The following is a 19,494-nucleotide window of genomic DNA, read 5'->3' as shown; positions in this document are numbered from 1 at the left end:
GCTTTGAACGCAATGTTTCAAAACAATTGCGCTCAAAGCTATTTGACAATGTCATTGCACTTTGGCATAACCTGTTAAAGCGTTCTATACGCTATTAGACATCGGCCATACGAAAGTTAACTGTCGTAAAACTTGTTAGAAGAAGAATCGTTGTATATCGTTCCACGTCACAACGACCATTAAAATCATTAGCAGTACAATACCTACGAAATGAACCATACCTTCTTTTTGACGATCAATTGGTTTCCCTCTTACAGCTTCAAAACCAAAGAACAGTAAGCGTCCTCCATCTAATGCAGGCAGTGGTAATAGGTTCATAATACCAAGGTTAATGCTAAGCATCGCGGCAAAATTCATTAATGCGAAAATTCCCCATGTCGCAACTTCCTCAGTCGTTTTATAAATACCTACAGGTCCTGATAGGGCATCAATCGTAAATTGACCTGTAATTAGCATGCCTAATAGTTCAAAGATTTTAGCCGTCATATTATACGTTTCCTGAGCTCCATAGACGACAGCCTTTAAAGGATTAAAAACACGAGGACTTTCATACTTCACACCGATTTGGCCGTATGTCTTGCCGTCCTGCTTAACTGCCTTCACGGTCATGTTGAGGCTTTCGATTTGTCCCCCACGCTCAACTGTGACATTCACAGTTTGGTTTGGACGTTTCTGCACAATAGCGGCTAGATCTTGCCATTTTTCAACTGCTTGTCCATCGATTGAAGTGACCTTATCTCCCGCAAGCATACCTGCCTGTGCGGCTGGATCATTTGCTACGACTTCCGTAATAATCGGCTCGTACGTTGGTACACCGTTTAATATACCAATTAGCATATAAATGAAAAATGCTAATATAAAGTTAAATAATGGACCAGCAAAAATGGTCATTGCACGTTGGCCGACTGTTTTGGCATTAAATTGACGATCATATGGTGCTATGACCGTTTCTTTCCCATTTTCTACAACAACACAATCTCGTGCAACTTGATAACGTACTAATTTTTCCTCGTCATCATAGCCTTCAATAAATAACTCTCGTTCTAAATCAGCGCGTTCTACTTCTAAAAATAATAAATCTGGCAATTGTCTATTATTTTGATTGAAAATAATTTTTTTTACGATATTATCGTCATTGACAATAATGCCTACACGGTAACCTGGCTGTAATTCAATGCCATCCATATCCTCTCCTGCCATACGGACATAACCACCGATTGGCAATAAACGGATTGTATAAATTGTTTCACCATGCATTTTCCCGTAAATTTTCGGGCCCATACCGATTGCGAATTCACGTACCATAATTCCTGCACGTTTTGCAAATAGGAAGTGACCAAGTTCATGGAAGAACACGAGCAAGCCAAATATTAATATAAATGCAATGGCTGTTTGCATAATACCCCACCTCTTTAAAAGCGAATAGTTAACGATAGCTTTCTGTCGTTATTTTACCATGTCTAACACGATTTTTCTTGTTTCTCTGTCTACATGTAAAATGGTTTGCAAATCTGGCACGAACACATTATTGTGTGCCTGCATGACACGCTCAATTGTTTCATCAATCTCAAGGAATGTTATTTTGCCTTGTAAAAACGCGGCAACGGCTGCTTCATTTGCGGCATTCATGGCAGTTAAAATCGTACCACCTGTTCGCCCTGCCTCATAAGCTAAGCGCAAGGCTGGATAACGTTCTAAATCCATTTCTTTAAAATGGAGCTGACCAATTTGTGCTAAATTAAGTCGTTGCCCATTATGTAGTGGCATACGATCTGGATAGCTTAAAGCGTATTGGATCGGCACACGCATGTCCGGCGTACCAAGCTGCGCTAGAACGCTAGTATCATGATACTCAACTAGAGAGTGAATAATACTTTCTCTGTGTAAAAGTACATCAATTTTATCATAAGGCATATCAAACAAAACATGTGCTTCTATCACTTCAAGCCCTTTATTCATCATAGTTGCTGAGTCAATCGTAATTTTTGCCCCCATCGACCAGTTCGGATGATTGAGTGCATCTGCAACCGTAACATGTTTTAACTCTTCACGTGTTTTGTCGCGGAAACTACCACCTGAAGCTGTAATAATTAAACGTTCAATATTTTTCGGATTTTCACCATTCATCGATTGGAATATAGCAGAATGCTCACTATCTACCGGTAATATTGGCACATTATATTTTTTCGCTTCCGCCATCACTAAATGCCCTGCTGTAACAAGTGTTTCTTTATTTGCAATAGCAATCGTTTTACCCATGCGAATGGCAGCTAATGTAGATTCAAGACCAACGCTACCGAGCACTGCATTAACTAGTACCGTCGAATCAGGATGGGTCGCAACCTCTACAAGTCCTTTGGCACCGAATGTAAAGTGTACTTGCGGATAGTCTTTTGCGAGCATACGTGCATCTTCCTCAAGCTGAACAGATACGAGTTCTGGCTTTAAGGTTTCGATTATATCACGTGTTTTTTCTATGTTTTTTCCTGAAGAAAACGCTACAAGATGAAATGCTTCACGTTGTTCTTTTAAAATATCATAGGTTTGCCAACCGATAGAACCAGTTGCACCCAATAAACTAATTTTTTTCACGACAAAACGTCCCCTTTTTCTATCTTAGCGAATCATGTTACATTCGCATCATTATGCTACTGACGCCTAAGTTTCAACGGGAAAGCAGCAAACTGTTTCTTCGCTGCTTTTCCCGCTGAAGTTGCGTCTTCCGCTCCATTAACTGTTCGTTATTTCTAAACATAACGCAATCACATAAAGAAATACTACACAGTAGTTTCAACCATTTAGCTACCGAAAAGATGTAAAAAATGGAGTAATGGCACGACGAATAATAAACTATCAAAGCGGTCTAAAATCCCACCATGCCCTGGCAAAATATTGCCCGAATCTTTTACATCAAAATGACGCTTGATGGCTGACTCCACTAAATCGCCCATCTGTCCAATGATGGAAGCAAAAATTGTGATAAAAATTAGAGACACATAACCGTTCGCAAATGGATAGATCGCTTGCATAGCGATCGCAAAAATAACCGCAATAACAATCCCACCAATAAAGCCTTCAATAGTTTTCTTCGGTGAAATTTCAGGCCACAGCTTATTTTTCCCTAATTTTCTACCCACAAAATAGGCACCTGAATCTGTCGTCCACACAACAAGTAAGCAATAGACAACAAACTCAAGACCGTAGCTTCTTGTTTCAATTAAATAATGGAAACCTAATCCTACATAAAAGGCACCAAGCAAAATAAAGCCAATTTCATCAAAAGTTATTTTATTTTTTACTAGGACGACATAAATAAGCAAGAGCATGACTAGTCCATAAATAACCATAATTAAAGACGAATAGCCAATGGCATGTATTACTTCATTCGCCCAGTCTGTTGGTATAACAAGCATAATGAGTGTCAGTAACCCGATAAATCCAGGTACTGAAATAATCGAAATACTTTTCATTTTGAGTATTTCATAAAAGCCTACAACAGCCATTGCTAGTACGAGTAGTGTAAATGGCACTTTTCCGTAAATAACAAACGGAATAAACAGTGCCGCTGCAATGATTGCTGTGATGATTCGTTGTTTCAAGATGTTTCTTCTCCCTTCAACCCACCATAACGGCGATTACGTTTTTGATAGTTTTCCACCGCTTCCAGCAAGTTTTCCTCACTAAAATCTGGCCACAATGTATCCGTAAACCAAAATTCCGTATAGGCGAGCTGCCATAACATAAAGTTACTTAATCTTACTTCACCACTTGTACGAATTAGTAAGTCTGGCTCTGGTAGATGAGCTGTCATTAAATGAGCTGTCATACATTCCTCATTTATGTCTTGTATTGTTAATTGACCGTCCTGTACTTTTTGTAGCATCGCTTTCATGGCACTTACCATTTCTGATCGACTGCCATAATTTAATGCAAAATTTAAAATTAACCCTGTATTGTGTTTCGTCTCCTCCATCGCCTCATACAATGCTTTTTGTGTATGGGCTGGTAGAAGTGTCGGATCACCAATCATTTCAACACGCACGTTGCGCTCCATCATTTCCGGTAAAAAGGAACCTAAAAATTCGACAGGTAGACGCATGAGAAAATCGACTTCTGGTTTTGGTCGTTTCCAGTTTTCTGTAGAGAACGCATACACTGTTAATACTTTTATGCCAAGATCAGATGCAAATCTAGTTACCTTCCGTACTGTCTTCATACCTTCGTGGTGCCCTGCAACACGTGGCATGGCACGTTTTTTAGCCCAACGTCCATTTCCGTCCATAATAATCGCTACATGGGCAGGAATCGGCTCGCTTTTCGAATGGGCAACACGTTCCTCCAATGATAGTGTATCCATATTTACTTGTTTACCTAATAGCTTCTTAAACATGCTAACTCCCCCACTACAACTAATCGGACGTATACTAACCTATCATAACAAACAAAAGTGCCTTTTGTCTTTTTTTTCCCTCTAATTGACTATGTATGAACTACCTTATTTTAGAACAACATACATCGCAAAGAACAATCTTGTCTTTCTACATTCTTCAACTGCTAGCATACCTGAACAAAACTGTTTAGGCATTTACTAGTTATACGGCATGTTAAACGTTTCAGCGCATAGATGACAGCTGAGAATCGTAGCATCGATAAGAAATGAATACATTTACAATAAAAGAGAAAAGACGTCCTGTTATGTATAGGACGCCTTCATCTCATCAAAAAGTTCCATCGTAGAAATGTAAAGCGCCTGCTTACACTTCTAAAATTTCTTTTTCTTTTTCTTTCGCTACTTGATCTACTTTCACGATGAAATCATCTGTTAATTTTTGGATATCATCACTGTATCCACGTAGATCATCTTCTGTGATTTCGCCAGCTTTTTCAAGTTTTTTAAGATCGTCATTTGCATCGCGACGAACGTTACGTACTGCGATTTTCGCATCTTCTGCTTCTTTTTTCACTTGTTTTACAAGGTCTTTACGACGCTCTTCTGTTAATGCTGGAATCATTAAACGAATAACTGAACCATCATTAGTTGGTGTAATACCAATATCCGATTTCATAATCGCTTTTTCGATTTCGCCTAAAATCGTTTTATCGTAAGGTGTGATCACTAGTAAACGCGCTTCTGGGACAGCAACACCTGCAAGTTGATTGATTGGTGTTGGTGCTCCATAATACTCTACAGAAATTCGATCTAATAGAGATGCGTTTGCACGACCTGCACGGATTGATGCTAGTTCACGTGAAAAAGCAGCAATCGATTTATTCATTTTTTCTTTTGCTTGTTCTAAAACTTGTTTAGCCATTATGCATTCCTCCTAACAACTGTTCCAATTTTTTCGCCCTGTACGGCACGTTTAATATTACCTGGCTCCGTAATTGAGAAGACAATTAACGGAATATCGTTATCCATACAAAGTGTTGAAGCAGTTGAGTCCATTACTTGTAACCCTTGTTGAATAACGTCTAAGTATGTGAGTGTATCATATTTGATGGCAGTAGTATCGACCTTTGGATCTGCAGAGTAGACACCGTCTACATTGTTTTTCGCCATTAAAATCGCATCTGCGTCAATTTCAGCAGCACGTAATGCAGCAGTTGTATCTGTAGAGAAGAACGGGTTACCTGTACCTGCAGCAAAAATAACTACACGCTTTTTCTCTAAATGACGAACTGCTTTACGACGAATATATGGCTCTGCTACTTGTGTCATCACAATAGAAGATTGCACGCGTGTTTCGATACCTAATTTTTCAAGAGCATCTTGTAATGCTAATGAGTTCATAACCGTTGCTAGCATGCCCATATAGTCAGCTGCTGCACGATCCATGCCCATTTCACTACCGATTTTTCCACGCCATATATTACCGCCACCTACAACAACAGCAACTTCTACATCAAGATCTACTACTTCTTTTACTTCTTCTGCAACAGACTTGATAATTTTTGGTGATAATCCGAAGCCAGCCTCTCCTGCTAACGCTTCACCACTTAGTTTAATAACTACTCGTTTATATTGTGGCACACTCATTGTAAACCTCCGTCAGACATTTATTTAAAACATTTCTATTCCTTTTCCATTATAGTATATCTAACAATAATTGCTAGTTGTGAATAATGGTAATAGAAAATTCTATCGTTTTTTAGCTCTTTTCGGAAAAATAGGGAACACGTTATGTTGTGTTCCCCATTTTTTGTCTAGAAAATCTAGTTATTATTTGATTAGGATCAAATGTAAGCCAATTCAACAAGTGAACTAGTTTACAAATTAGTTACCTTTAACTTGGCTCATTACTTCTTCAGCAAAGTTATCTTCGCGTTTTTCGATACCTTCACCAACAGCATAACGTACGAAGCCAGTTACAGAACCACCAGTTGTAGCAACGAAGTCGCGAACTTTTTGGTCTGAGTTTTTAACGAATGATTGGTCAAGTAAGCAAACGTCTTCGAAGTATTTACCAAGACGACCTTCAACCATTTTCGCTACGATGTTTTCTGGTTTACCTTCGTTAAGTGCTTGTTCAGTTAACACTTTACGCTCACGTTCAACTTCTTCAGCAGAAACTTCGTCACGAGAAACGTAAGTTGGGTTAATAGCTGCGATATGCATAGCGATATCTTTAGCAGCTGCTGCATCTGTAGAACCTTCTAAAGATACTAATACACCAATACGGCCGCCCATGTGTAGGTAAGAACCGAATGCATCTGCATCAGTTTTCGTTTTGATTTCGAAACGACGAAGTGTAATTTTTTCACCGATTGTTGCTACTGCTGTTGAAATTTGGTCAGCGATTTTTACGCCTTCTGCATTTTCAAGCTCTAATGCAGCTTCTACTGAAGCTGGTTTAGCAGCAAGTAATTGCTCAGCTAAAGCAGAAACTAATACTTGGAATTTATCGTTTTTCGCAACGAAGTCAGTTTCAGCGTTTACTTCAATGATAATTGCTTCGTTACCTTTTTCTAAAATATAAGTTGTACCTTCTGCAGCGATACGGTCAGCTTTTTTAGCAGCTGAAGAAAGACCTTTTTCACGTAGGAAATCGATTGCAGCTTCTAGGTCACCATCAGTTTGTACTAACGCTTTTTTACAATCCATCATACCAGCGCCAGTTTTTTCGCGTAATTCTTTTACTAATTGTGCAGTAATGTTTGCCATTTAGTGTTGCCTCCTCAAATTGGTTAAACTTATTTCAATGATAGGTTCTAAAAAAGGTGATAAGGGTTTTGAGCCACTTATCACCTTTTTGTAAACGTGAATTACTCAGCAGCAGCTTCTGTAGCTGGAGCTTCTTCTTCACCTTGTTTTGACTCGATTAAAGCGTCAGCCATTTTAGCAGTTAAAAGTTTAACAGCGCGAATAGCATCGTCATTAGCAGGGATAACATAGTCGATTTCATCTGGATCACAGTTTGTATCAACAATACCTACTAGAGGGATGTTTAATTTACGAGCTTCTGCAACAGCGATACGTTCTTTGCGTGGGTCAACCACGAACATAACGTCTGGAAGATCGTGCATATCACGGATACCGCCTAAGAATTTAACTAGACGTTCGTGTTCTTTTTTAAGTTGGATTACTTCTTTTTTAGGAAGAACTTCGAAAGTTCCTTCTTCTTCCATTTTTTCGATAGCTTTCATACGTGCAACACGTTTTTGAATTGTACCGAAGTTAGTAAGAGTACCACCTAACCAACGTTGGTTGATGTAGTAGTTGCCTGAACGTTCAGCTTCGTCTTTGATCGCTTCTTGTGCTTGTTTTTTCGTACCAACGAAAAGAACTTTACCACCGTCTTGACCAACTTGACGCATGAAGTCATAAGCTTCCTCTAATTTTTTAACAGTTTTTTGTAAGTCGATGATGTAGATCCCGTTACGCTCAACGAAGATATATTTCTTCATTTTTGGGTTCCAACGACGAGTTTGGTGACCGAAATGTACACCAGCTTCAAGTAATTGTTTCATAGAAATTACTGACATGTGAATTTCCTCCTAGAATGTTTGGTTTTTTTCCTCCGCATTTATCGTCTGCAACAAGCTACCCTAATCTTAGAGCACCACTTACTGCATCAAAATGCGTGTGTAGTAATAACACCATTTGCTACTATATCACAGCTTTATAGCATTCGCAACTGTTTTAGCTATGGAATTTCAATAAAAGCTCGATTTCTGTCTTGCCTTTTTGCAGCTTTTTGGCAATTTCCTCTGCCGTTTTCCCTTGCTTCGCCATCTGCACAATTTGTTGTTCCAACGTTAATGGTTGAGGCTCTTCTTTTTGCACTGGAGGCGGCTCCGGCGATGTAACTTGTACAGAAGTTGCTCCTACCTGTTGGCGTGAATAGGCATTCGCTACGATATTTTTCGGCATCAAAATACGCGGCTCGTGATCTCGCCCCGCATCCTTCGTTTGACTTTCTTTGTGCGCCAACGGCTGTCCTTGATTATTTTGCGATGCAGCGCGCTTTTGTGGGACAGTAGCTGTCTTTTGCGGTTTTGGTACGACTTGTAACGCTTGAATGAGACGATTGTTTTCATCTTTCATTTCAGCTAAATAAAGACTGATGGAATCATCCATTTCACGCATTAAACGTTCCTGCTTTTTTTCTAAATCTTTGAATTTCGCTAATTTTGTATTCAAAATAATTATGAAATAAAATGATAGTAGCTGTAAAACAAAGAGTACAGCTATTAGTATGGTTGTCATAGTAAACTCCTATCCACTAAAGTCCACGAAATTACCTTTGAACGGATGTTGAGCCTGTTTTTCTGGTTTTTCGTTATGATTTTTTTTCTTTTTACGGGTCCCTTTTATATAGTCACCCCCCGCTTCTTCCTCTTCACTAATCTCAGACATACCTTCTGATGTATTGACAGCTTTTTGCTTGCGTTCGATTTCCTTTTTTAGCGCTTCATTCGCATGTGCTTGTTGAGCTAAAGTTTGTTGTTGTGCCTGATCCGCCATTTTACCCGCTTCAAACGTTTTTGGAATAGCTATTTGTAATTCGACACCTTTTAAACTCACTAGATTTCCTCCCTCAACAAAACGTGATGATGTTTACACATTGATCATTTCATTCGATAGTAACTTGCGCAGCTTAAATAAAGCCTTTGAGTGAATTTGTGAAATACGTGATGTTGATAATTCGAGCATTTCACCAATTTCAGTTAAGGTCAATTCCTCTGTATAAAATAAACTAAGTACAAGTTGCTCTTTATCATTAAGCTTTTGAATATTTACTGCTAAATCATCGAGTAATTCTGATTTTATGACGACCTGCTCTGGAGTTTTTGTCGTATCGTCACGAATCACAAATGACTTTCCCTCAGTTTCCTCCTGATCTTGTTGCTCATTAATGGAAAGTACATTTGAGAAGAAATGTTCCTGTACAGTTTGGTAAACATCTTCTACAGGGACCTCCATATGTTCTGCAAGCTCCTCTGGTGTCACATGGCGCATATATTGTTGTTCTAATTGTTCAATTTTAGCATCCAACTTTTTCGCCTTTTCTCGCGCAGAACGTGGTAACCAATCTTCCTTGCGTAAACCATCAATGATGGCGCCTCTCACCCTAAAGGAAGCATATGTATCAAATTTTAAGTCTCGGTTTATATCAAATTTATTTAAAGCATCAAATAAACCTAGCATGCCTAAGCTCGTTAAATCGTCGCGCGATACACTTTTAGGTACACCTGCACCGATTCGCTGTACATGATAAGTCACAAGAGATGTATATTTTTTAATTAGTAAATCACCCGCATCTGGATCACGATCATGAATCCACCGATTCCACAGCTTTTGTTCATCGTTTAGAATTGGTTGTGTCATAAAATCCACCTCTCTTTATGAAAAGCATATTGCGCCTGTTAGCAAGCTGACATGTTCCAAGGGGTCATTGTACTCAGACCACGATTAACACTTCACGCTTAACTACATAAGCATCTTTGAATATTTAGCTTACAATGACTGACAGACGTAGAATACAAACCCATGCCATTCTTTCCTTTTATTATAACAAGATTCGACTATAATTTCATATGATTCTCTTACACTATTCTATTATTGATTCACGGTATTTTTAAGCATAAGAAAACTGCCTCTAATGATTAGTAGACAGCTAACATTAGAGGCAGTTCAAAACATTCTCGCTTTATGCATTTACTTGTTGTTCATCTTCACGATTCAACATCGTTCGTACAACTTGAGCAATATCTTCTGTGTTTTCATCTTGAAACTCAACGGTTGAACTTGTAGAAGATGCTTCATTACTTCCCTCGTTGAGATGTGTAGAACTGTGTTCTTCAAGCTCACTATCTGCTAATGCTTGATCAGCATTTGGCGTAAATAGTACATATGCAATTAAAAACCTAACGATATACATAACAAAAAATACGATAATTGCTGCTATAAATGAACCTATGATAATACGTAATGGCGTATAGGGTTGTTGCAGCGTTATAAAGAAGTAACAAGAAAAGGCAATTAACGCCCCCCACAGGTTATAAAAAATAGAACCAAACATTATATTTCACTCACTCCTTGGTTAACCGTTCGAATATTTAATATCGACGTAGCCGGATTAAATTCAATTGTTCGACCGCTATTACCGCCCGTATTTTCGGCAACTAAAGGAATTCCATGACGTTTTAATTCAAACTTAACAGCCTCTACATTACGTGGACCTATGCGCATTGAATCTTTATCAGATGTAAATTGAAACATTTGCGCACCCCCTGCAATTTTAGCTTTGAGCTTAAATTTTTGAACACCTTCTAGTTTTAATAAATCAATCATAGCTGAAATGCCCGTATCTGCAAATTTTGCGACATTTATTGATTCGGATCTACCAAGACTAGAATCTGGTAGCATTACATGGATTAAACCAGCTATTTTCTTTGACTCATCGTATAAAATAACGCCTACACAAGAACCAAGACCTGAGGTTCTAATCGTGTTCGGAACTTTCGCTACATCCATTTGCGCAATTCCAACTTTTATTACTTGCCCATTCGTGTTTAGCATAGCCTATGAAACTCCCAATGCTTTAAAAATAGCATCAAAAGAATCTGGATCTGGCAGTAAGAAGAAATGTCCTCTTACTGTTTCATGATCCTCCACACCGTCTTCAAAAATGGATGTATTTATTACGATGACATTATCACTAACATGCGATAATTCAATTAAGCCAATACTAATAATTGCTCCAAACATATCCACACTTAGACCAGGCACTGTGGGATAAATTTTTAAATTTGTAAAGTCTGATAGCGCAGATAAATAAGAACCTGATAAAATATTTCCCATTTCTTGCATGGCTGATAAACCTAACTCAGAAACAGGTGGGTTTTTAAAGTCGAATGATTCATCCTGGATTAGACGACGGATAAAGCGATTTGCTTGTTCGATAGGAAGAATGAAGAACATACTCCCTTCTGCATCACCTTCAATGCGTAAAAAAATCCCAACAACGACATTTTCAGAGCCACCAGCGAGCTCCATCATATCATTAAATGATACCATTTCGACCTTTGGTACTCGCATATCGATTTTTTTACCAAGCAAATTGGAAAGTGCTGTCGCAGCATGTGCGGCACCTATATTACCAATTTCCTTTAAGACGTCTAAATGCAGTGATGTAATCTTTTGATTAAATGTCATAATCGAATCCCTACTTTAGTGGATTTAATACTTTTTCTAAATGCAATAAAATTAATAAACGTTTACCAATTTTGGCTACACCTGAAATAAACTCTTCTTCAAGAGAACCTACTACTTCTGGTTGTGGTTCAATGGAGTTCGCTGGAATATCCAATACATCATTCGCTGAATCAACTACAAAGCCTACTTCCATATCCTCTAATGAAATAATGATAATTCGCGTCGTCTCTTCATGCTCAGAAATCGGTAATTCAAAGCGTTGTCGTAAATCAATAATCGGCGTGACAACACCTCGTAAATTAATAACACCTTTTACATACTTCTCTGTTTTAGGCACACGTGTAATATGCATTAGTTTCTCGATACCTTGAACATGGGATACTGGAATAGCATATTCCTTATCTGCTAATTGGAAGACAATTACTTTAATATTTTCTTGTTCAACTGCATTTGTCATGGTTAACACCTCTCTTATTCATTCACCTTATTTAATAAGTGCATTGCAATCTACAATTAAGGCTACTTTACCATTACCTAAAATTGTTGCACCTGAAATGGCAAAGATATTCGTTAAGTAGTTGCCTAATGATTTCAGTACAATTTCTTGTTGACCAATGAATGAATCGACAACTAAACCAGCAAGTTTCTCGCCTTTACGAACAATTACTACTGAATGGAATTCATCGTCTTGTAGCTCTTTGCGAGGAACTTCAAAGATTTCCTCCAAGAATACAAGTGGAACCACTTTGCCACGGAAGTCGATTACCTTTTGATTATGAGCATTCATAATATCTGATGTACGGATAATCGAAGTTTCGATAATGGATGATAGCGGGATCGCATAAATTTCTTTTTCGATTTCCACAAGCATTACAGAAATAATCGATAATGTTAGCGGTAATTGAATAGAGAAAATCGAGCCTACATCTTGTGTCGATTCAATAGAAATGTTTCCACCTAAAGATTCAATCGTCGTTTTAACAACGTCCAGTCCTACACCACGACCTGATACATCCGAAATAACATCTGCTGTTGAGAAACCAGAGGCTAAAATAAGCTCATTGATTTGATTATCTGACATCGTAAGTGCTTGTTCTTGTGTAACAATGCCTTTAGAAATTGCTTTGGACAACACTTTATCACGATTAATGCCCGCACCGTCATCTTCAATTTCGATAAAGACATAGTTACCGCTATGATAAGCACGTAATACGACAGTACCTTCTTCCGGCTTACCTTTTGCACGGCGCGTAGTTGGATTTTCAATACCATGATCGACAGAGTTACGGATTAAGTGTACAAGCGGATCTCCAATTTCGTCGATTACAGTACGATCAAGCTCTGTTTCTGCTCCGATAATTTCAAGGTTAATTTTCTTGTTTAAGTCTCGAGATAACTGACGAATCATTTTAGGGAAGCGGTTGAATACCGTTTCAACTGGTACCATGCGCATCGTTAAAATAATTGTTTGTAAGTCACCCATTACACGACTCATTCGTTCCACAGTTTCATTTAGCTCGCCATGATTCACTTCTGTTGAAATGGATTGGAGACGCCCACGGTCAATCACAAGCTCCTCAAAAAGATTCATTAATATATCCAAACGTTCGATATTTACACGAATCGTTTTATTTCCTACAGGCGCATGACTTTTATCTGCTTTTGCAGGCGTTGCCGTTTTTGCTGCTGCAGGCTTAGCTGTTGTCTCTTGCGTGTCTACTACTTCCGCCGTTGCAGTTGCAGTAGCCGCTACTTCTTGGCTTGCCTCATATTGTTGTTTTTCGCTAAATTGCTCTTGATTAATTGTCGCAATTTTAACTTCCTCAACTTCAGAAACCTTCATTAACTTCTTCTGCATATCTTCTGCTGATTCTTTCGTTACAAATGCTACATAAAATTGCTGATCGAATTGTTCATCTTCAAGCTTTTCGACAGATGGCGCTGATTTAATCACATCTCCATCTTTCTCTAGAATCTCGAATACCATGAATACGCGTGCCGCTTTTAAAAGACAGTCTTCACGCAGACTTACTGAAATTTCAAAAGCATTAAATCCTTGTTCAGCAGATTGTGTAATGACCGTTTGTTCAAAGCTATCATATTCTAATACACTTGCTACTTGTGGTGTTTCTACAGTTGCTACAACTTCAGGAATTGCTTCCTCGCCTGACTCAATGCGCTTTAATTGCGCAACAGTAGAAGAAACATCACGTTTTCCATCTCCACCATTTGCTATATCCATCACCATTTCTTCTAAATGATCGACAGATTCAAAAACGATATCTAAAATTTCTGGTGATACATGAATCTTTTCATTTCGAATAGCATCTAAGACATTTTCCATTTTATGTGTTAAGTCTGCTAAATCTTCAAAGCCCATAGTCGCTGACATACCTTTTAGTGTATGCGCTGAACGGAAAATCTCACCAACGATTGCCAAATCATCGGGGTTTTTTTCTAGTTCTAATAAATGCTCACTACAAGCTTGTAAATGCTCTTTACTTTCTTCGATAAACATCTCTAAATATTGATTGACTTCCATTAAGAGGACACCCCTTTTAAGGCAAATATTTCATAATTGTTTGTGCAATATCATCTACATCAGCGACTTCATCGACAAGCTGCGTTTCCACCGCAGCTTTCGGCATACCATACACTATGCAAGTTTCAGCTGACTCTGCGATAGCCATTACATTACCGGTACGTTTTAAAGCTTTCAGTCCTTTTGAACCATCATAGCCCATACCAGTCATAATCACTGCTACCTTATCAAAATCTTTAAATTGACTTACATCTTCAAACATGACATCTACAGACGGGCGATGGCCGGAACGTGGTGGTTCTTGATTATCTAATACGATGCCATAGGAGGTACCTACTTTTCTTAATCTTAAATGGTATCCACCCGGAGCAATATACGCTACGCCATTTTGTAAAATATCGCCTTGCTCTGCTTCTTTTACTGTAATCTCACTCAAATGATTGAGGCGAGAAGCCAGTGATTTCGTAAAACCAGCCGGCATATGTTGAACAATTAGAATCGGCGCTTGAATTGATTTTGGAATTTTTGTAATAACTTCCTGCAGCGCACGTGGTCCACCCGTAGATGTACCAATTAACACAATTTTCTTGCTTGCTTTACTCCATTCAACATGAGGCTTCGTACTATTTACTACAGACGCGTTCACATTGACTGGAGGTGTCACTTTTCGTTCTTTCGAAAGTTCTTTTCTTATAGCAGTTGCTGATACAATTGGGTCCTGTTGCTTTTTACTACTAGAAGGTTTTTTTAGTTTAGAAATAGGTACCAATGAAGCTTGTTCTACTTTATGAACAAGTTCAGATTGGATTTTATGTAAATCAAGAGAGATTGTTCCGCTAGGTTTCGCAACAAAATCAACTGCTCCATACTCGATTGCAGTTAGTGCATTTTCAGCCCCTCGTTGGGTTGTACTTGAAAGCATGACGACAGGCACTGGACAAATTGTCATAATTTCATTTAATGCATCGAGTCCATTCATTTCAGGCATTTCAATATCCATTGTCACGACTGTAGGTTTTAATGTTTGAATTTTCTTGATCGCATCTTTTCCATTTCGTGCTGTTCCAACTACTTCAACCTTCGAGCTATCAACAAAAAAGTCACTAATTAGCTTTCTCATAAAAGCAGAATCATCCACAACTAACAGCTTGCTTTTATGTAAAAAGTCCAATTAATCACGTCCTTTCGAAAAAATACTTCTAAGTTTAGTTAAGAATTTACTTGCTGACTGTTCATGTGCATGCACTTCTTCTGTTCCTTGTTCCATAAAACGCGCCACAATCAATTGCAATGTTTTAGAAATAAGTGCATCTGGATAAGCGATTGAAAATGGCACTTGTTCACGTACCGCTTTACGTACAACAGGATCCTCCGGTAATGAGCCTAATACAGTGACCTCTTTGTCTAAAAAACGTTTCATCGTTAGTCTTAAACGGTCAATTGTTTCAATACCTTCTTCTTTAGAAAAAGCACGATTGCAGAGTATATAAATTTGCTTATCCATATCTCGTACATGAATATATTTCATCATCGAATAGGCATCTGTAATAGAAGTTGGCTCTGCTGTTGAAATAACGATGATTTCATCAATAGAAGTCAGTAACTCTAAAGACCAATTCGTCGCACCGGCGCCCATATCAAATAAAATATAGTCGAAGTTTTTTTGCAGTTGGTCAAAAGCATGAATGAGTCTTTCAAACATGGCCTCTGACCATTCCAGCACGCTCGACATGCCAGACCCGCCAGCAATACATTGTAAACCATGTGGTCCTTCAAAAATGACCTCATCTAGTAATTTGTTACCTTCCAAGTAATCTTTCAAACTATAAGAAACATTTTTCCCAATTAAAATATTAATATTGCCCATGCCAATATCCATATCTACAATGGCTACTTTTTTGCCCTTACTCGCTAAATTAATTGCAAAGTTCATTGAAAAGTTACTTTTACCAACTCCACCCTTACCGCTTACAACAGCAAGTGTCTTGCCTAACTGCCCTTGCCGTTTCAACATTTTCAAGCGCAATGTTTCTGCTTGATCCCTCATTTTTCTTCACCTTGGAAAAACAAATTAAGCACTGCTTCTAAATCAGCTTCTTCAATATCCTCTGGTACTTCTTGACCATTCGTATAGTAAGCAAGTCCTTTATTATATTTAATCATTAAATTAATCATTGTGCCAATAGAATTTGTTTCATCAATCTTAGTAAAAATCATTTTCTCTATAGGGACGCTTGTAAATTGGTCAATAATATTGGTCATATCCTTTTCTTTTGCCGTCATGGCAAGCACTAGGAACGATTCAGCTTGATCATCAAACTTAATAAGGCGCTGTAAATCATCTACATACTTTGCTTCTTTATAATTGCGTCCGGCTGTATCGATAAACACTAAATCTAAATGGGACAATCGTTGCACTGCTTGTTCAAAATCTGTCGAGTTATAGGCAATTTCGACAGGCGCTTGTAAAAGGCCAGCATACGTTTTTAACTGCTCTATCGCAGCAATTCTGTATGTATCGGTAGTAATAAAGCCTATTTTCTTCTTTTTCTCTAAAACAGCTCGCGCTGCCATTTTAGCAATAGTCGTCGTTTTGCCGACACCAGTAGGCCCGAGAACATTAATGTATTTACGTTCATACGATAGCCCCCCCATCGGCATTCCTTCTAATTTTTTACGCAACAAGTTTTTTGTAATTAGCTTGCATTGTGAAAAATTGATTTCTGAAGCTTCTTTGAAATGCATAAAAAGCTCATCACCGATCGTTGTGATGAGCTCCTCTTTTAGCTCTTGCTGTCTTAAGTATTCAATGAAGGGTAAGAGTTCATCGGGATATTGAGCTTGGCTAGCCTTCTTGTGCATAGATTGCATTAACGATTTTAAATCGGCAATTTCCTTCCTCAGTTCTTCAGACATACCAGAGTCATCTTGTAAAGTTGGTACGTGTTTAGGCTGGGCATGTTGAATTTGAGCTTGTACAGCATTTGTAATCTCTTGTAAACTAGCATTTTCTTTTTTAGCAGACATTGTCGGCATACTAGCAGGCGATGGAGCTGTAAAGCTTTGCTCCATCGCGTCAATACCTGCAACAACTTCAAAACTTTTCTTTTTAACAAGCCCAAAAAGTTTCTTTGTTACGACAACCTTTGAATTCAAAATGACAGCGTCCTCGCCTAAATCAGCACGCACAAGCTTCATTGCTTCTGGTATGGAAGATGCATAATATTTTTTCATTTTCACTCAACATTCACCACCCCAACACTTTGAATTTCAATTGAAGCATCTAGTTCATTATAAGATAGCACTGGAATCTGCGGGAAATAGCGTTCTGTCAGCTGACGTAAATACATACGAACTGCTGGAGAACATAAAATAATCGCAGATTGTTCCATAAAGGACACACGTTCTACCTCAGATGCAATCGTCTCTAAAACCGTTTGAGAATCTTGCGGATCCATCGCTAAATAATTACCGTGATCCGTTTGCTGAATACTATCCGCAATCATTTTCTCGACTTTACCCGATACAGTAATGACTTTCAATGACGGGCTGTTCCCGACATATTGTGAGGTAATTTGACGAGCTAAAGATTGTCGAACATACTCTGTTAATATATCGGTATCACTTGTTAATTTTGCATAGTCCGCTAATGTTTCAAAAATAATTGGTAAATTACGGACTGAAACATTTTCTCGAAGTAGCTTGCCCAATACTTTTTGGATTTCTCCTGTAGACAATGGTGCAGGCGTTAATTCTTCCACTAAAATCGGATGTGTTTCACGTAAATGGTCAATTAATTGTTTTGTTTCTTGACGACCTAACAATTCATGCGCATTTGCTCGAATAATTTCGGTTAAATGGGTTGATACAACACTTGGTGGGTCCACAACCGTATAGCCAGACATTTCAGCGTCTTCTTTAACTTGCTCAGTAATCCATTTTGCAGGAAGTCCAAATGATGGTTCGACAGTATCAATGCCTTCAATTGAATCATCATCACCAGGGCTCATTGCTAAATAATGGTCGAGTAAAAGCTCACCTCGTGCCATTTCATTGCCTTTAATTTTAATGCGGTATTCGTTAGGTTGTAATTGAATATTATCTCGAATACGCACAACCGGAATAACAATCCCTAGCTCCAATGCTAGTTGACGTCGAATCATAATGACACGATCCAATAAGTCTCCGCCTTGTGCCGCATCGACTAAAGGAATTAAACCATAGCCAAATTCAAATTCAATTGGGTCCACATTCAATAAATTCACAACATTTTCAGGGCTCTTCATGCCATCTGTTGCCACTTCTTCCTCAATTTCAAGTAATTCTTCCTCATCCTCTGGTTTTTTACGTTCCATCATGTAAGCACCTGCTATTAGCGCAATTCCGATTGGTAACGTCACCCAGTTTGGAATTGGCGTGAACAAACCTAGTAAAATAATAGTACCCCCAGCAACATAAAGGAGCTTTGCTTGAGCGAATAATTGTCCTGTAATATCTTCGCCTAAACTTCCTTTTGAGGAAGCACGTGTTACAACAATCCCTGTCGCTGTTGAAATCAGCAGTGCAGGAATCTGTGACACAATACCATCACCAACCGTTAGCTTTGAGAAATGAGTGGCTGCTTCCGCAAATGGCAAGCCCATTTGTACTACGCCGATAATAATACCAAATAATAAGTTAATAATAACCATCACCATTGAGGCGATAGCATCCCCTTTTACGAATTTCGTAGCACCATCCATCGCTCCGTAAAAATCTGCTTCACCCGCAACTTTATCACGTCGTTCACGCGCTTCTCGTTCAGAAATAACACCAGCGTTTAAATCAGCATCAATACTCATTTGTTTACCCGGCATCGCATCCAGCGTGAAACGAGCAGCTACTTCTGCAACACGTTCCGCCCCTTTTGTAATAACGATAAACTGAATTAATACTAAAATTAAAAACACTACTAAACCTACGAGAACATTCCCGCCAACTACGAAATCTCCGAAGGTTTCAACAACTGAACCAGCATCTCCATTCGCTAAAATCGCACGCGTTGTGGAAACACTTAATCCTAGTCGAAACAAGGTTAACAGTAAAATAACGGAAGGGAAAATAGAGAAATCTAACGCTTCCTTCATACTCATTGCTGTTAAAAGTACTATTAATCCTAACGTAATATTAATGACGATTAAGAAACTTAACATCCACGGAGGAAGAGGGATGATGAGCATCGCAACGATTAAAATAACCGCACCTAAAACCCCTATATCGCGAACCTTCATTTGTGTCCCTCCTACATAAAAGC

The 19,494-nt window shown here is 38.5% G+C and carries 20 protein-coding genes; all 20 read right to left on the bottom strand.

The window, feature by feature from the left end; translation table 11 throughout:
• Positions 1-135: 135 nt before the first annotated feature.
• Positions 136-1,398, bottom strand: a complete 1,263-nt coding sequence (rseP, locus tag ACKVEV_RS00340) for an RIP metalloprotease RseP (protein ID WP_409368390.1) — start codon at positions 1,396-1,398, stop codon at positions 136-138.
• 48 nt (positions 1,399-1,446) lie between these two features.
• Positions 1,447-2,592, bottom strand: coding sequence for a 1-deoxy-D-xylulose-5-phosphate reductoisomerase (gene dxr / locus ACKVEV_RS00335; RefSeq protein ID WP_409368388.1), 1,146 nt, complete (start codon positions 2,590-2,592; stop codon positions 1,447-1,449).
• 206 nt (positions 2,593-2,798) lie between these two features.
• Complete coding sequence (locus tag ACKVEV_RS00330) at positions 2,799-3,599, bottom strand: phosphatidate cytidylyltransferase (RefSeq protein WP_409368387.1); 801 nt, start codon at positions 3,597-3,599, stop codon at positions 2,799-2,801.
• Complete coding sequence (locus ACKVEV_RS00325) at positions 3,596-4,390, bottom strand: isoprenyl transferase (RefSeq protein ID WP_409368386.1); 795 nt, start codon at positions 4,388-4,390, stop codon at positions 3,596-3,598. Before ACKVEV_RS00325 ends, ACKVEV_RS00330 begins: the two co-directional genes overlap by 4 nt.
• Positions 4,391-4,754: 364 nt before the next feature.
• The gene (frr, locus tag ACKVEV_RS00320) at positions 4,755-5,312 is read right to left on the bottom strand and encodes a ribosome recycling factor (RefSeq protein ID WP_409368385.1); all 558 of its coding nucleotides are present in this window, start codon (positions 5,310-5,312) and stop codon (positions 4,755-4,757) included.
• Entirely contained in the window at positions 5,312-6,037 is a 726-nt protein-coding gene (pyrH, locus tag ACKVEV_RS00315) for a UMP kinase (RefSeq protein ID WP_402924745.1), read from the bottom strand. The genes frr and pyrH overlap by 1 nt, the downstream gene beginning before the upstream one ends.
• 237 nt (positions 6,038-6,274) lie before the next feature.
• Positions 6,275-7,162: a translation elongation factor Ts gene (tsf, locus tag ACKVEV_RS00310; protein ID WP_409368384.1), complete on the bottom strand. Its 888-nt coding sequence runs from the start codon at positions 7,160-7,162 to the stop codon at positions 6,275-6,277.
• A gap of 101 nt (positions 7,163-7,263) precedes the next feature.
• Entirely contained in the window at positions 7,264-7,983 is a 720-nt protein-coding gene (gene rpsB, locus ACKVEV_RS00305; RefSeq protein WP_402924749.1) for a 30S ribosomal protein S2, read from the bottom strand.
• Between the two features lie 157 nt (positions 7,984-8,140).
• Positions 8,141-8,707 carry a hypothetical protein gene (locus tag ACKVEV_RS00300; protein WP_409368383.1) on the bottom strand — a complete coding sequence of 189 codons (567 nt, stop codon included), beginning with the start codon at positions 8,705-8,707 and terminating at the stop codon, positions 8,141-8,143.
• A 9-nt stretch (positions 8,708-8,716) separates the two neighbouring features.
• Positions 8,717-9,025 (bottom strand): RNA polymerase subunit sigma, encoded by a 309-nt coding sequence (locus tag ACKVEV_RS00295; RefSeq protein WP_409368382.1) that lies wholly within the window; start codon positions 9,023-9,025, stop codon positions 8,717-8,719.
• A gap of 33 nt (positions 9,026-9,058) precedes the next feature.
• A complete protein-coding gene (locus tag ACKVEV_RS00290) occupies positions 9,059-9,829 on the bottom strand; it encodes a FliA/WhiG family RNA polymerase sigma factor (RefSeq protein WP_409368381.1) in 771 nt (256 codons plus the stop codon).
• A gap of 322 nt (positions 9,830-10,151) precedes the next feature.
• On the bottom strand, positions 10,152-10,523 hold the full coding sequence (locus tag ACKVEV_RS00285) for a hypothetical protein (protein ID WP_409368380.1): 372 nt from the start codon (positions 10,521-10,523) through the stop codon (positions 10,152-10,154).
• Positions 10,523-11,023: a chemotaxis protein CheD gene (locus ACKVEV_RS00280; protein ID WP_409368379.1), complete on the bottom strand. Its 501-nt coding sequence runs from the start codon at positions 11,021-11,023 to the stop codon at positions 10,523-10,525. Before ACKVEV_RS00280 ends, ACKVEV_RS00285 begins: the two co-directional genes overlap by 1 nt.
• 3 nt (positions 11,024-11,026) lie before the next feature.
• Positions 11,027-11,659 carry a chemotaxis protein CheC gene (locus ACKVEV_RS00275; protein WP_402924765.1) on the bottom strand — a complete coding sequence of 211 codons (633 nt, stop codon included), beginning with the start codon at positions 11,657-11,659 and terminating at the stop codon, positions 11,027-11,029.
• Positions 11,660-11,669: 10 nt separating this feature from the next.
• On the bottom strand, positions 11,670-12,116 hold the full coding sequence (locus ACKVEV_RS00270; RefSeq protein WP_409368378.1) for a chemotaxis protein CheW: 447 nt from the start codon (positions 12,114-12,116) through the stop codon (positions 11,670-11,672).
• A gap of 27 nt (positions 12,117-12,143) precedes the next feature.
• Positions 12,144-14,201, bottom strand: coding sequence for a chemotaxis protein CheW (locus ACKVEV_RS00265; RefSeq protein WP_409368377.1), 2,058 nt, complete (start codon positions 14,199-14,201; stop codon positions 12,144-12,146).
• A gap of 16 nt (positions 14,202-14,217) precedes the next feature.
• Positions 14,218-15,372 carry a chemotaxis response regulator protein-glutamate methylesterase gene (locus ACKVEV_RS00260; RefSeq protein WP_409368376.1) on the bottom strand — a complete coding sequence of 385 codons (1,155 nt, stop codon included), beginning with the start codon at positions 15,370-15,372 and terminating at the stop codon, positions 14,218-14,220.
• Positions 15,373-16,248, bottom strand: coding sequence for a MinD/ParA family protein (locus ACKVEV_RS00255; RefSeq protein ID WP_409368374.1), 876 nt, complete (start codon positions 16,246-16,248; stop codon positions 15,373-15,375). It lies immediately after the preceding gene.
• Complete coding sequence (gene flhF, locus ACKVEV_RS00250) at positions 16,245-17,441, bottom strand: flagellar biosynthesis protein FlhF (RefSeq protein WP_409368373.1); 1,197 nt, start codon at positions 17,439-17,441, stop codon at positions 16,245-16,247. Before flhF ends, ACKVEV_RS00255 begins: the two co-directional genes overlap by 4 nt.
• Positions 17,438-19,471 (bottom strand): flagellar biosynthesis protein FlhA, encoded by a 2,034-nt coding sequence (gene flhA / locus ACKVEV_RS00245; RefSeq protein ID WP_409368371.1) that lies wholly within the window; start codon positions 19,469-19,471, stop codon positions 17,438-17,440. The genes flhF and flhA overlap by 4 nt, the downstream gene beginning before the upstream one ends.
• Positions 19,472-19,494: the final 23 nt, after the last annotated feature.

The organism is Lysinibacillus sp. 38-6 (assembly GCF_046245175.1).
Classification (GTDB): domain Bacteria; phylum Bacillota; class Bacilli; order Bacillales_A; family Planococcaceae; genus Lysinibacillus.
Note: the sequence above shows the minus strand (reverse complement) of the source record. Positions and strands in the feature narration are given on the sequence as shown.